The sequence below is a fragment of the Mycobacterium sp. NGS26 genome (assembly GCF_059813025.1).
Window position 1 is genome coordinate 70,763 of record NZ_JCALDU010000002.1, and the last position, 13,666, is coordinate 84,428.

13 protein-coding genes are annotated in these 13,666 nt (G+C 72.3%); 7 read left to right on the forward strand and 6 right to left on the reverse strand.

From position 1 onward, the window contains the following. Positions 1-2 precede the first annotated feature (2 nt). Positions 3-494, reverse strand: coding sequence for a TspO/MBR family protein (locus AC5Y6X_RS06355; RefSeq protein ID WP_499985367.1), 492 nt, complete (start codon positions 492-494; stop codon positions 3-5). Continuing rightward, complete coding sequence (locus tag AC5Y6X_RS06360) at positions 491-2,602, reverse strand: MMPL family transporter (protein WP_499985369.1); 2,112 nt, start codon at positions 2,600-2,602, stop codon at positions 491-493. Before AC5Y6X_RS06360 ends, AC5Y6X_RS06355 begins: the two co-directional genes overlap by 4 nt. 49 nt (positions 2,603-2,651) lie before the next feature. Between AC5Y6X_RS06360 and AC5Y6X_RS06365 the strand changes: the two genes are divergently transcribed. Then, a complete protein-coding gene (locus tag AC5Y6X_RS06365; protein ID WP_499985371.1) occupies positions 2,652-3,170 on the forward strand; it encodes a MarR family winged helix-turn-helix transcriptional regulator in 519 nt (172 codons plus the stop codon). Positions 3,171-3,224: 54 nt separating this feature from the next. On the opposite strand, the gene AC5Y6X_RS06370 is transcribed toward AC5Y6X_RS06365, so the two are convergent. From AC5Y6X_RS06370 to AC5Y6X_RS06380, 3 genes are all read right to left on the reverse strand, one after another. Continuing rightward, positions 3,225-4,469, reverse strand: a complete 1,245-nt coding sequence (locus AC5Y6X_RS06370) for a glycosyltransferase family 4 protein (protein WP_499985373.1) — start codon at positions 4,467-4,469, stop codon at positions 3,225-3,227. 73 nt (positions 4,470-4,542) lie between these two features. Further along, the gene (locus AC5Y6X_RS06375; protein ID WP_499986455.1) at positions 4,543-6,102 is read right to left on the reverse strand and encodes a 1,4-alpha-glucan branching protein domain-containing protein; all 1,560 of its coding nucleotides are present in this window, start codon (positions 6,100-6,102) and stop codon (positions 4,543-4,545) included. A 26-nt stretch (positions 6,103-6,128) separates the two neighbouring features. Further along, a complete protein-coding gene (locus AC5Y6X_RS06380; RefSeq protein WP_499985375.1) occupies positions 6,129-6,938 on the reverse strand; it encodes a class I SAM-dependent methyltransferase in 810 nt (269 codons plus the stop codon). 193 nt (positions 6,939-7,131) lie between these two features. On the opposite strand from AC5Y6X_RS06380, the gene AC5Y6X_RS06385 reads away from it, so the two are divergent. The 6 genes from AC5Y6X_RS06385 (at position 7,132) to mnmA (ending at position 13,046) form a co-directional block, all read left to right on the forward strand. Then, positions 7,132-7,932 carry an electron transfer flavoprotein subunit beta/FixA family protein gene (locus AC5Y6X_RS06385; protein WP_324681221.1) on the forward strand — a complete coding sequence of 267 codons (801 nt, stop codon included), beginning with the start codon at positions 7,132-7,134 and terminating at the stop codon, positions 7,930-7,932. 40 nt (positions 7,933-7,972) lie between these two features. Beyond that, a complete protein-coding gene (locus AC5Y6X_RS06390) occupies positions 7,973-8,929 on the forward strand; it encodes an electron transfer flavoprotein subunit alpha/FixB family protein (RefSeq protein ID WP_324681223.1) in 957 nt (318 codons plus the stop codon). Positions 8,930-9,091: 162 nt separating this feature from the next. Further along, the gene (locus tag AC5Y6X_RS06395) at positions 9,092-9,937 is read left to right on the forward strand and encodes a GNAT family N-acetyltransferase (RefSeq protein WP_499985377.1); all 846 of its coding nucleotides are present in this window, start codon (positions 9,092-9,094) and stop codon (positions 9,935-9,937) included. Next, positions 9,934-10,752, forward strand: a complete 819-nt coding sequence (locus tag AC5Y6X_RS06400; RefSeq protein ID WP_499985379.1) for a lysophospholipid acyltransferase family protein — start codon at positions 9,934-9,936, stop codon at positions 10,750-10,752. Before AC5Y6X_RS06395 ends, AC5Y6X_RS06400 begins: the two co-directional genes overlap by 4 nt. Before the next feature lie 33 nt (positions 10,753-10,785). Beyond that, the gene (locus AC5Y6X_RS06405; protein ID WP_499985381.1) at positions 10,786-11,967 is read left to right on the forward strand and encodes a cysteine desulfurase family protein; all 1,182 of its coding nucleotides are present in this window, start codon (positions 10,786-10,788) and stop codon (positions 11,965-11,967) included. Further along, positions 11,964-13,046: a tRNA 2-thiouridine(34) synthase MnmA gene (mnmA, locus tag AC5Y6X_RS06410; RefSeq protein WP_499985382.1), complete on the forward strand. Its 1,083-nt coding sequence runs from the start codon at positions 11,964-11,966 to the stop codon at positions 13,044-13,046. Before AC5Y6X_RS06405 ends, mnmA begins: the two co-directional genes overlap by 4 nt. Here mnmA and AC5Y6X_RS06415 read toward each other — a convergent pair. Next, positions 13,043-13,654 carry a sensor domain-containing protein gene (locus AC5Y6X_RS06415; RefSeq protein WP_499986456.1) on the reverse strand — a complete coding sequence of 204 codons (612 nt, stop codon included), beginning with the start codon at positions 13,652-13,654 and terminating at the stop codon, positions 13,043-13,045. The genes mnmA and AC5Y6X_RS06415 overlap by 4 nt on opposite strands. Positions 13,655-13,666: the final 12 nt, after the last annotated feature.

The following is a 13,666-nucleotide window of genomic DNA, read 5'->3' on the forward strand; positions in this document are numbered from 1 at the left end:
ATTCAGCCGGTGTCGCGCCGGTTGAGCCGCCAGATGTGGGTGGACAGAACGGTGGCGAAGCCGCACCACACCGGGTATGGCGAAAGCGCAAGTCCCGCTCGCGGTTTGGCCTGCGCGGCCCGACGGGCGAGGTCGGCGCTGCTGGCCGTCAGCGCGGCCGCGCCCAGCGCGGATGCACCGAGCATGTGGCACCGGAAGAAAAGCCAACTCCATCCGGCGTTCAGCAGCAGGTTGACGCTCAACGCGGCGGCGTATCGGCGCGCCTCGTGGTCCCGCCCCGCCCGGCGGAACCCGCCGATAGCCGCCGCCGACGTGGCGGCGATGTCGCCGTAGAGGGCGGTCCAGACGACCGGGAATGCGACACCGGGCGGCTGGTACGGCGGCTTGCGAAGCCGCGAATACCAGGCAGGGACGCGCCTTGGGCTGGCGATGCTTCCGGCGCCGGCCGCCGCGGCGACGGCCAGGGTCGTCGCGGCCAATGTCGATCTGCTCACAGTGTGCTTCGTTCGTGCTCAGCCGGGTCCGCTTGCTGCTCAACGGGTTTGGCGTTGGTCACGGGCCACCATATGCGGTCGCCGATCAAGGCGAACAGCGCTGGGATGACGAGTGTGCGCACGACGAAGGTGTCGAGCAGGATTCCGAGGCCGACGATGATGCCCAGTTGGGTCAGCACGATCAGCGGCAGCACCCCGAGCACGCAGAAGACCGCGGCCAAAACGATTCCGGCGCTGGTGATTACCCCACCGGTGGCCGACACCGCGCGGATCATGCCGGCGCGCGCGCCGCGCCGCGCCGCTTCTTCACGGGCGCGGGTGACCAGGAAGATGGTGTAGTCCACGCCCAGGGCCGCCAGGAACAGGAAGGCGAACAGGGGCGTGCTGTCGTCGAGGGCCGGGAAACCGAAGAGGTGCATGCCCGCCCACCCGCCGAGGCCCAGCGCGGCCAGCGCGCCCAGGATGGTCGCCGCCAACAGCGTGGGCGGCGCGAGCGCCGACCGCAGCAACGCGTAGAGGACGACCAGGATCACCGCCAGGATCGACGGGATCAGCACCCGCCGGTCATGTGCGGCGCCGTCACGAACGTCGAGCGCCTGCGCGTCGGGCCCGCCCACCAGCGCTCCGGCGACGGTGCCGGTCGAATGCCGCAGCGCCGCAATCGTTTTGAAGGCACCGTCGGATGACGGGCTGGCGTCCAGCACCACCGACCACTGCGTCAGGCCGGAGAGGGAGTGGCCGCCCTCGGTCGCCGAGACCACACCGGGGGTGGCGCGGATCGCCCGCTGCACCTGCGGCGCCGCGGCGGTGGGGGCGACGACCAGGGTGGGGTTGGTCAGCCCGGCCGGAAAATGCGCGGCCACAACGCGATAACCCGACACCGAATCGGCCTGCACCCGGAACTGCTCGGTCTGCGTCAGACCGATCCGGGTGCCCAGTAGTCCGGTGGCGAGGACCGCCAGAACCGCGATCGCGGCCGCCGCGACCACCGCCGGACGGCGGGCCACCCGTTCGGCGAGCCGGTGCCAGGGGCCGGAATCGAGGGTGTCCGCGGCGTCGGGCCGGGGGATGAAGGGCCAGAACAACCGTCGGCCGCACAGCGCCAACAGCGGCGGCAGCACCAGCAAAACCGATAACGCGGCGACGACCAGTCCGCACGCCGCCAGGGCGCCGAGGCTGCGCGTGCTGGGCGTCGAAGCGCACAGCAGGGTGAGCAATGCCAGGACCACGGTCGCGTTGCTGGCGACGATCGCGGGCCCGGCCATGCGCACGGTGCGGCGCAGGGCGTCGCGGTGTTCGCGGTGGCTCCGAAGTTCTTGCCGGTAGCGGGAAATCAGCAGCAGCGCGTAGTTGGTGCCCGCCCCGAACACCAGCACGCTGGTGATGCCGGAGGTGGCGCCGTCGAAGCTGAGCCCGGTCAGCGACGCCACCGCGGTGCCCGCCGCCGCCGCGACCCGGTCGGCGAACCCGATCACCAGCAGCGGCACCAGCCACAGCACCGGCGAGCGATAGGTGGCGATCAGCAGCAGCGCCACCACCGACGCCGTCACCGCGAGCAGGGTGACATTGGCATGGGTGAACGCGCTGGCGATGTCGCCGCCGAACGCAGGCCCCCCGGTGACGTGGGCCTGCAGCCCCGGGGGCAAGCCGGTGGTCGCGGCGGCGCGCAGCGCGGTGACCCCGTCGCTCAGCGCCAACCCCGACAGGTCGGACCTGATCGGCACCACACCGATGGCGGCCTTGCCATCGGCCGACACCATCGGCGGGCCCGGGCCGATCGCGCCGAACGGATGGGTGAGCGCCCGCATGCGGTCGCCGGCCGCCTGGGCGGCGCTGACGTCGGCGGGCCCCAGCGGGGCACCGTCGACACGGCTGACCACCAGGATGAGCGGGACCCGGTCGCCCCCGGGGAATTCGCGGGCCAGGTCCTGTACCTTCGCGGAGTCCGAGCCGGTGGGCACGGTCAGCGGCGCCTGGCCCGCCGACGCGTTGCCGCCGATCAAGACCGTGAAGCCGACGCCCAACGCGACGAGGCCCAGCCCCAGCAGCCACGAACGTCGGCCCGTCACGGCGCGGGCCAGCCCCTGCCACACCACGGCCGCCAGCATTTCAGCGAATTAAACATTAATCAACTGAACTGAAGGGCCGGATGCGGATATGCTGCACAGCGCTATGGACGCTCTGGACTCTGGCGAGCCGCCCGTCGCCCGGGAGGCGCTGGAGTCGCTGATGTCGGCCGACCTGCGGGAGATGTCGACCGAATCCGACCAGATCGGCCGACTGTTCGCGGTGTCACAGCGGCTGCGGCCCACCGATTTCCGCGCGTTGCTGCACATCATGGTCGCCGAAACCGCGGGCAAGCCGATGACGTCGGGTGAGCTGACGGAGCGGATGGGCCTGTCCGGGGCCGGGATCACCTATCTGGTGGACCGCCTGATCGAGTCCGGCCACATCCGCCGCGATTCGCACCCGGGCGACCGGCGCAAGGTCATCCTGCGCTACTCGGACCCGGGACTCGACACCGCCCGCTCGTTCTTCAACCCGCTTGGGGCGCATATCCGCGCCGCGCTGAGCGACCTGCCCGACGCCGACCTGGCGGCCGCGCACCGCGTCTTCACCGCGCTGATCGACGCCATGCGGCGCTTCCAGGGCGAGCTGGGCGCCGTCCCGCGCTGACGGGTTTGCCAACCGACACGCGGCCAGGGACACCGGCAACGCTGGGCATGGCCGCTAACGGTCGGGCAGGGCGTGCTCGACGATGGGCAGCCGCGGCTGTGGTTGCCGCTCACGGCGTTTGGCCGCCAGATACACCTGGGCCGTCTCGTTGGCCACGGTTCGCCAGTCGAAGTCGGAGGTGAGCCGTTCGCGGGCGGCGCGGGCGCGCCGCTGGGCGCCGTGCGGGTCGTCCAGCACCGTGCGCACCGCCGCGGCCAGACCGGCCACATCGCGGGGCGGGCACGACACGCCGGTCTGGCCGTCGATCACCGCTTCGCCGAGACCGCCGATGTTCGACGTCACCAGCGGGGTGCCGGCCGCGGCGGCCTCGAGGGCGGCGAGGCCGAAGGGCTCGTAGTGGCTGGGCAGCACCGCGGCGTCGGCCCGGTGCAGCAGCGCGAGCAGTTGGTCGTGATCGCAATGCCCGACGAACCGAGTTGCCTTGAGCACCCGGTGTTTCCGGGCCCGCTCGACGAGCCAGTCCTGCTGGGTGCCGTCGCCGGCGACGGTCAGCGTGGTGCCCGGGTGCGTGCGCCTGATCCGCGGCAGCGCGGCAATCACGTCGTGCACACCCTTCTCGTACTCCAGGCGCCCGACATACAGCAGCTCGGCCGGCCCGGTGCGCGGGCGGCGTGGCGCGAAAGGCCAGCGCGCGGCGTCGATGCCGTTGCGGATCACCGTCGTCTCGGCCAAACCGGGACCGAACAACTCGGTGATCTCGTCGGCCATCGACGCCGAGCAGGTGATCAGCGAATCGGATTCCCGCACCAGCCACGACTCGACCGCGTGCACCTGGCGGCTGATGGACCCGGAGACCCAGCCCGAATGGCGCCCGGCCTCCGTCGCGTGAATCGTGGAAACCATTGGCACGTCATAGTGTTCGGCCAGCGCGATGGCGGGATGGGCCACCAGCCAGTCGTGGGCGTGCACCACGTCGGGCCGCCAGGGCCGGTCGGTGCCGAATTTCTTCAACCGCAGGCCGGCGCGGACCATCGCGTGGCCCATCGCCAGGGTCCAGGCCATCATGTCGGTGCCGAAGCTGAACTCGTGCGGATCCTGTGCGGCCGCGATGACCCGGACGCCCTCGCTGAATTCGTCGGACGACGGGTGCGTGCTGGGATCGGTGCCCGACGGCCGTCGCGACAGCACGACGACATCGTGACCGGCCGCGGCCAGCGCGGTCGACAGGTGATGCACGTGCCGGCCGAGCCCGCCGATCACCACCGGCGGGTACTCCCACGACACCATCAGGACCTTCATTTGCGGGCCCGCGAGTGTCCCCAAAATGCCGTGAATACCGGCGTTTCGACGTACATATGAGGACGCTCGCGGGTCATCGCGGGAGCCTGCGCGCGTCCAGGGCGCCGAACAGGCCGTCGGCGCGGTTCCACCCGTCGGCCAGCCGCTCGGCGGTCTCGCGCCGGCCCGACGCCAGCGCCCCGGCGATCTCGCGGGTGGCGTGCGCGTGCAGGTGGGCGCGGTAGCGGGCGTAGTCGGCGGCCGAGTCCTTGCTCACCATGAACGGCCAGTCGCTGGACACGGTGAGCAGGGTCTCGCGCAGGATCTGATCGGCGACGCGGTCGCGGGGCAGCGGCCCGTCCAGCGACGCCGTCTGGGACAGCGCCTTGTCCACGGTGCTCAGCGCGGTGTCGACCACCTCGGTGTTGAGCTGGACCAGGTCGGCCACCTTCTCCCCGGCCCACACCTGCCAGTCCTTGCCCGAGCCCCATGAGCTCGGCGGCAGGGCGACCGCATCGCCGACGAACCCGCCGGCCAGCGCGTCGCGCAGCGTGCCCACCCGGACCCCGGCGGCGGGCAGCGCCCGCAGCACCCGCGCCAGCCACGTCGGACCCTCGTACCACCAGTGGCCGAACAACTCGGTGTCGAATGCGGCGACGACGTGAGCGGGGCGCCCGATCCGCTCGGACTCGGCGAGCAGCCGGGCGCGGACCACGTCGACGAAGTCGGCGACGTGCACGTCGACGGCGCGGTCGGCGCGCTCCGGGTCATAGGGCGCCTTGGCCTCCGAGGACACGTTGCGGCCGGTGACCCGGGCCGGCTTGAGCCCGGTGAGGTGGTCGTAGGTGTGGAAGTCGCGGTAGGCGGCGTGGCCGGGGTAGCCGGACTTCGGCGACCACACCCGGTAGCTGACCTGCAGGTCGCGCCCGAACGCGACCACGCCGGTGTCGCCGACCGGTCGGCCCAGCGCGGTGTCGCCGTGCAGCGACGGGCCGTCGACCATGAAGTGGGAAATGCCGGCGGCCGCGTACTCGGTCTCCAGGCCGGGGGCGTAGGCGCATTCGGGGGCCCAGATGCCGCCCGGGGTGTGGGCCAGCCGCAGGGCCGCGTCGGCCAGGCCCTCGCGCAGCGCGAACTCGCGCAGCCGCGGTGCGAGCAGCGGCTGGAACGGGTGGGCGAGCGGGCCGCCGAGCAGCTCGACGGTGCCGGCGTCGAGCAGGCCGCGCAGCAGCGGGCTGCCGCCGTGCCGCCACAGCGTGGCGAAATCGTCCAGCGCCCGGTCGGCCTCGGCGCATTCGCGAATCCCGAAGGCCCGCAACGCCTCCGGCGCGCAGGACTGGTAGCCGGCCGACTTGGACCGGGGAGCCGAGCGCACGCTGGCCGCCTCGGCCGCCCGCAGCCGCCAGTTGGCCAGCCAGTGGTGCATGCCGTCCAGGCAGTACGGGTCGTCGAGCTGCGCGTTGACCACCGGGGTGACGCCCAGGGTGAGCAGGTTGTGCCGATCCTCGTCGGCCAGCGTGCGCAGCGCCCGCAGCAGCGGGAGGTAGGACGCGGCCCAGGACTGGTAGAGCCATTCCTCGCCGACCGGCCAGCGCCCGTGGTGCGCCAGCCACGGCAGGTGGGTGTGCAGCACCAGGGTGAACAGCCCGGGCACCCGGTCGCCCCCGGAAGTCGCAGCGGTCACGGGCGCACCGCGATCGCGATGAGATCCAGGCTGTCGTCGATGTCGCGGTCGCCCGCCCCGATCAGGTCGAAGTCGTCGGTGGTGACGGCGGCGACGTCGGCGGCCAGCCCGGCCGGCCAGGGCGCGTCGGCCACCGCGCGGGCGATCTGCGCGTCGATGATCGAGCCGCCGTGCCGGGTGTCCATCTCGCGCAGCCGCGGGCCGTGGAACAGCCCGTACGTGACCACGTCGGCGAAACCGCCGTCGACCAGCAGCTCGGTCAGCTCGTCGGCGTTCAGTTCGCGGGTGTGAAACGGGTTGACCGGGGTGTCGCGGCCCGGGGAGAAGGTGATTCGGTTGGGCGTCGACACCATCAACAGCCCGGACGGCCGCAGCACCCGTGCGCATTCGGCCACGAACCGGGGCTGGTCCCACAGGTGCTCGATCACCTGGAGGTTCACCACGACGTCCACCGACGCGTCGGGCAGCGGCAGCTCGGCCAGGTTTGCCCGCATGACTTCCACCCCGGGGTAGCGGCCGCGGACGTGCGCCACGGCGGCCTCGTCGTAGTCGACCGCGACGACCCGGCGGGCGACGCCGGCGATCAGGTCGGCGCCGTAACCTTCGCCACATCCGGCCTCGAGCACGTCGCGGCCCGCGCACCGCGGGGCCAGCCACCGGTACACCACCTCGTGCCGGCGAAACCAATAGTTCTCGATGTCCAGACCGGGGATGGTGCGCTCGCCTGTCAGCGTCAATACCGCGTCGACCGCCGGCGAGGTGTCGCCGGGGAGGCGTTGCGGGACGTCGGGGACGAATGCGCTCATTGCATAGGCAGGCTAACGCGAAGTGTCCGTTTCGCGAACCGGGCCGAGGGAACCTGCACTACGACCCGCTATGGTGTGAGAGCAGACCGCACAAACTTGCCGGGTAGTAGTACCGCCGTGCGTTGCTAAACGCTACCGAGTTCTCGCAGTCGCGCACTGCGGGGGCTCCCTTCGAGGAGGACGAACCACACTCATGACGAACATCGTGGTCCTGATAAAGCAGGTCCCAGACACCTGGTCGGAGCGCAAGCTCACCGACGGCGATTTCACGCTGGACCGCGAGGCCGCCGACGCGGTGCTGGACGAGATCAACGAGCGCGCCGTCGAGGAGGCGCTGCAGATCCGGGAGAAAGAGGCCGCCGACGGCGTCGAGGGGTCGGTGACCGTGCTGACCGCGGGCCCCGAGCGCGCCACCGAGGCCATCCGCAAGGCCCTGTCCATGGGCGCCGACAAGGCCGTCCACCTCAAGGACGACGGCATGCACGGCTCGGACGTGATCCAGACCGGGTGGGCGCTGGCGCGCGCGCTGGGCACCATCGAGGGCACCGAGCTGGTCATCGCCGGTAACGAGGCCACCGACGGCGTCGGCGGCGCGGTGCCGGCCATCATCGCGGAGTACCTCGGCCTGCCGCAGCTCACCCACCTGCGCAAGCTCTCGCTCGAGGGCGGCAAGGTGATCGGCGAGCGCGAGACCGACGACGGCGTGTTCACCCTGGAGGCCTCGCTGCCCGCGGTGGTGAGCGTCAACGAGAAGATCAACGAGCCGCGCTTCCCGTCGTTCAAGGGCATCATGGCCGCCAAGAAGAAGGAAGTCACGGTGCTGACCCTGGCCGACATCGGGGTGGAGAGCGACGAGGTCGGGCTGGCCAACGCCGGGTCGACGGTGCTGTCGTCCACGCCGAAGCCGCCCAAGACCGCGGGTGAAAAGGTCACCGACGAGGGTGAGGGCGGCAACCAGGTCGCCCAGTACCTGGTCGCCCAGAAGATCATCTAGCCGTCCCATCACGAGACTCACGAGAAGAGCGATATAACCCATGGCTGAAGTACTGGTGCTCGTCGAGCACGCCGAAGGCGCCCTGAAAAAGGTGACCGCCGAACTGATCACCGCCGCCCGCGTGCTGGGCGAGCCGGCCGCCGTCGTGGTCGGCACGCCGGGCACGGCCGCGCCGCTGGTCGACGGGCTGAAGGAGGCCGGCGCCGCCAAGATCTACGTCGCCGAGTCCGACGTCGTCGACAAGTACCTGATCACCCCCGCCGTCGACGTGCTGGCCGCGCTGGCCGAGTCCAACGCGCCCGCCGCGGTGCTGCTGGCCGCCAACGCCGACGGCAAGGAGATCGCCGGCCGGCTGGCCGCCCGGATCGGCTCCGGGCTGCTCGTCGACGTGGTCGAGGTGAAGGAGGGCGCCAAGGCGACGCACTCCATCTTCGGTGGCGCGTTCACCGTCGAGGCGCAGGCCAACGGCGACACCCCGGTGATCACGGTGCGGGCCGGCGCCATCGACGCCGAGCCGGTCGCGGGCGCCGGTGAGCAGGTCACCGTCGAGGTGCCCGCCCCCGCCGAGAACGCCACCAAGGTCACGTCCCGCGAGCCCGCGGTCGCCGGTGACCGTCCGGAGCTGACCGAGGCCACCATCGTGGTCTCCGGCGGCCGGGGCGTCGGCAGCGCGGAGAACTTCAGCGTGGTCGAGGCGCTGGCCGACTCGCTGGGTGCGGCCGTCGGTGCGTCGCGCGCCGCCGTCGACTCGGGCTACTACCCGGGCCAGTTCCAGGTCGGCCAGACCGGCAAGACGGTGTCGCCGCAGCTCTACATCGCGCTGGGCATCTCCGGCGCGATCCAGCACCGCGCGGGCATGCAAACCTCGAAGACCATCGTCGCGGTCAACAAGGACGAAGAGGCGCCCATCTTCGAGATCGCCGACTACGGCGTGGTGGGCGACCTGTTCAAGGTCGCTCCCCAGCTCACCGACGCGATCAAGGCCCGCAAGGGCTGAGTTCCCGCGGTTCCCGCGCGAACAGACGTAAAGGCCCCCACCGCCCCGGCGTGTCGGGGGCTTTTGCGTCTGCTGGGCCGAACGTATTTCGTCATCTGACGTGCACCGACATGTCACGGCGGCGATGCCGACTCGCTGATCGGCTGCGCCACGTTGGGTGGCATGAGCATCGCTTCCGTCCTGATACCCAGCGACAAGCCAGAGGCCGTCGGTCCGCCCGGACCGCGCTATTCGCTGTTGCTGTCCACCGACCCGACCCTGATCGAGGCGGCGCAGCGGCTCCGGCACGAGGTGTTCAGCGGCACCCCCGGCTTCGCCCCGCCGGGGGACGCCGACGGCCTCGACCGGGACCGGTTCGACGAGTACTGCGACCACCTGCTGGTCCGCGACGACGACACCGGCGAGCTGGTGGGGTGCTACCGGATGCTGGCCCCGGCGGGCGCCATCGCCGCCGGGGGACTGTATACGGCGACGGAGTTCGACGTCCGCGCGTTCGATCCGCTGCGGCCGTCGCTGGTGGAGATGGGGCGCGCCGTGGTGCGCGACGGCCACCGCAACGGCGGCGTCGTGCTGCTGATGTGGGCGGGCATCCTGGCCTACCTGGACCGCTACGGCTACGACCACGTGACCGGGTGCGTGTCGGTGCCGATCGGCGAATCGGGACCCGAGCCGCCGGGCGGCCTGCTGCGCGGGGTCCGGGACTTCATCCTGAGCCGGCACGCCGCGCCCCCGGCGTACCGGGTGCGCCCCCACCTCCCGGTGCGGGTCGGCGGGCGGTCCCTCGACGAGATCCCGCCGCCGCCGCGGCCCACGGTTCCGCCGCTGCTGCGCGGCTATCTGCGGCTGGGCGCTCAGGTCTGCGGGGAGCCCGCGCACGACCCGGACTTTGGGGTCGGCGACTTCTGCGTGCTGCTGAACAAGCAGCGGGCCGATACCCGCTACCTCAGACGGCTGCGGTCGGTGTCGGCGGCCTCCCGAATGGCCGGCGCGATGGCGGGCGGCCGATGACCGCCGCCGGGCACTCCTGGCTGCCCCGCGCGACGTGCGACGGCGGCTGCGTCGGTGTCGGCCCCGCGTCCTCGCGGTGGCGGGTGGCGCTGCGGGTGACGCTTCGCGTCATGTTCGCGCTGCTGCTGGCGCCGGGCGCGCCGCTGCTGGCGGTGCCGGTGCCGGGGCAGGTGCGGGTGCAGCGCTTCTATTGCCGCGCGGTGCTGCGCTGCTTCGGTGTGCGTATCACGGTGTCGGGCAACCCGATTCGGAACTTGCCCGGCGTCCTGGTGGTCGGCCCGCACACGTCCTGGCTGGACGCCTTCGCCATCGGGTCGGTGTTGCCCGGGGCGTTCGTCGCCCGGGCCGACCTGTTCGCCGGGCCGCTCGGGCGCCTGCTCAGGGTCATCCCCATCGAGCGGGCCAGCCTGCGGCGGTTGCCGGGCGTGGTGGACATCGTCGCGCGCCGGCTGCGGGCCGGCCAGACCGTGGTGTGCTTCCCGGAGGGCACCACCTGGTGCGGCGTGGCGCGCGGTTCCTTCTACCCGGCGATGTTCCAGGCCGCGATCGATGCCGGCCGCCCGGTGCAGCCGCTTCGGCTGACCTACCACCACGTCGACGGCAGCGTCTCGACCGCCCCGGCGTTTGTGGGCGACGACACATTGCTGCGCTCGATCGGCCGGCTGCTCACCGTGCGTCGCACGCTGGCGCACGTTCGCGTGGAATCCCTGCAGCTGCCGGGCGTCGACCGGCGATCGCTGGCGCGGCGCTGCCAGTCGGCCGTGGGCGCCGGCGCGCCGCAGCGTCCGGGCCGGCGCCACGTGCTGGTGGCCTGAGCCCCCGGACCTGCCGGTATCGTGGGGCGCGTCATGGTCTACCTGGATCACGCCGCCACCACCCCGATGCACCCCGCCGCCATCGAGGCGATGACGGCCGCGCTGGGCACCGTCGGCAACGCCTCCTCGCTGCACACCAGCGGCCGCGCGGCGCGGCGGCGCATCGAGGAATCGCGGGAGCTGATCGCCGAGAAGCTGGGCGCGCGTCCCTCGGAGGTGATCTTCACCGCGGGCGGCACCGAGAGCGACAACCTGGCCGTCAAGGGGATCTACTGGGCGCGCCGCGACGCCGAGCCGCGCCACCGCCGCATCGTGACCAGCGAGGTGGAACATCACGCGGTGCTGGACTCGGTGAACTGGCTCGCCGAACACGAGGGCGCGCAGGTGACCTGGCTGCCCACCGCGGCCGACGGGTCGGTGTCGGCGGCCGCGCTGCGCGACGAGCTGACCCGCCACGACGACGTCGCGCTGGTGTCGGTGATGTGGGCTAACAACGAAGTCGGGACGGTGCTGCCGGTCGCCGAATTAGCCGCCGTCGCAGCCGAATTCGGCGTTCCCATGCACAGCGACGCCATCCAGGCGGTGGGCCAGCTGCCCGTCGACTTCACCGCTAGCGGGCTGTCGGCGATGAGCGTGGCCGCGCACAAGTTCGGCGGCCCGCCGGCCGTGGGGGCGCTGCTGCTGCGCCGCGACGTCGCCTGCGCGCCGCTGTCGCACGGCGGCGGGCAGGAGCGCGACATCCGCTCCGGCACACCCGATGTCGCCGGCGCCGTCGGAATGGCGGCGGCGGCGCGGGTCGCGGTGGACGGGCTCGCGGCCAACGCCGCGCGGCTGCGGGGGCTGCGCGACCGCCTGGTCGAGGGCGTGCTCACCGGCATCGACGACGTCATCCTCAACGGCGCCGCCGACCCGCTGCGGCTTCCCGGCAACGCGCACTTCACCTTCCGCGGCTGCGAGGGCGACGCGCTGCTGATGTTGCTGGACGCCAACGGAATCGAGTGCTCCACCGGGTCGGCCTGTACCGCCGGGGTGGCGCAGCCGTCGCACGTGCTGCTCGCGATGGGCGCCGACCCGGCCAGCGCCCGCGGATCGCTGCGGCTTTCCCTGGGCCACACCAGCGTTGACGCCGACATCGACGCGGTGCTGGAGGTGCTGCCCGGCGCGGTGGAGCGCGCCCGGCGCGCGGCCCTGGCCGCGGCGGGAGCGGCCCGGTGAGGGTCCTCGCTGCGATGAGCGGTGGCGTCGACTCGTCGGTCGCCGCCGCCCGGATGGTTGACGCCGGCCACGACGTGGTCGGCGTCCACCTGGCGCTGTCGAGTGCGCCCGGCACGCTGCGCACCGGCTCGCGGGGCTGCTGCTCCAAGGAGGACGCGTCCGACGCCCGCCGCGTCGCCGACGTGCTCGGAATCCCGTTCTACGTCTGGGATTTCGCGGAGCGCTTCAAAGAAGACGTGATCGACGATTTCGTATCGTCGTATGCCCGCGGGGAAACCCCCAACCCCTGCGTGCGGTGCAATCAGCGCATCAAGTTCGCCGCGCTGTCGGCGAGGGCGCTCGCGCTGGGCTTCGACACGGTGGCCACCGGGCACTACGCCCGGTTGTCCGCCGGGCGGCTGCGCCGCGCCGTCGACCGGGACAAGGACCAGTCCTACGTGCTGGCCGTGTTGACCGCAGAGCAGTTGCGCCACGCCGCATTCCCGATCGGGGACACCCGCAAGCCGCAGATCCGCGCCGAGGCCGCCCGCCGCGGCCTGGCGGTGGCCGCGAAGCCGGACAGCCACGACATCTGCTTCATCCCGTCCGGCAACACCCGCGCGTTTCTGGGTGAGCGCATCGGTGTGCGCCGGGGCGCGGTGGTCGACGCGCACGGCGCGGTGCTGGCCACCCACGACGGGGTGCACGGCTTCACCGTCGGGCAGCGCAAGGGGCTTGGCATCGCCGGGCCCGGGCCCGACGGCCGCCCCCGCTACGTGACGGCGATCGACGCCGACACCGCGACCGTGCACGTGGGCGAGGCGGCAGATCTCGACGTGTTCTCGCTGAGCGGGCGGGCGCCGGTCTTCACCGCGGGGGCCGCGTTCTCGGGTCCCGTCGAGTGCGAGGTTCAGGTGCGCGCGCACGGCGAAACCGCCGGTGCGGTGGCCGAATTGGTCGGCGACGAACTCGACGTGCGGTTGCGCACCCCGCTGCGCGGGGTGGCGCCCGGCCAGACGCTGGTGTTGTATCGCCCGGACGCCGACGGCGACGAGGTGTTGGGCAGCGCCACCATCGCCCGCACCGGCCGCCGGCGCTAGCCCGGCACGTTGGCGACGATGTTCGTCATCACGATGTCGGACACCGTTTGCGGGAAGCCGCAGAACGTGACCTCCAGCAGGGCCACCGACAGCACCCGGTAGTCGCGGCCGCAGCCGCCGGGCCGCATGTGCAGCGAGCTTCCGTCGGCCTTCCACTCGCCGACGAACAGCTGGCCGTCCGAGCCGTCCGCGCAGGTCCCGACGGTGCTCACCAGCGCGCCGAAGGCGCGCCGCGCGGTTGCCGCATCCGGATAGGCCGCGGCGCCCTCGGAGATCAGCGCGCCGTCGGGCGGGTCTTGAAAGGTGGTCTTGTGGAACTCCGCGACGTCGGGCCCGAACGTCGCCGTCTCGGCGAACAGGAACCGGCACTCCCGCGGGGTGTGATCGGCCAGCGCGTCGACGTCCACCGGTCTGGTGTCGTCCATCGTGGGGATGATCGTCAGGTGCTGGCCGGCGCCGGTGATGGCCTGCATCCGCGGCTGGTCCAGCAGGATCGCGTCGACGTTGACCCCCTGCACGCCCCGGTGGGCCCCGCCGAACGCCGGGACCGCCGCGCCGTCCACCACCCGGGTGCACGCCGCCGCCAGCAGCGCCGCGCCGCACAGCATCAGCGGCCGCGC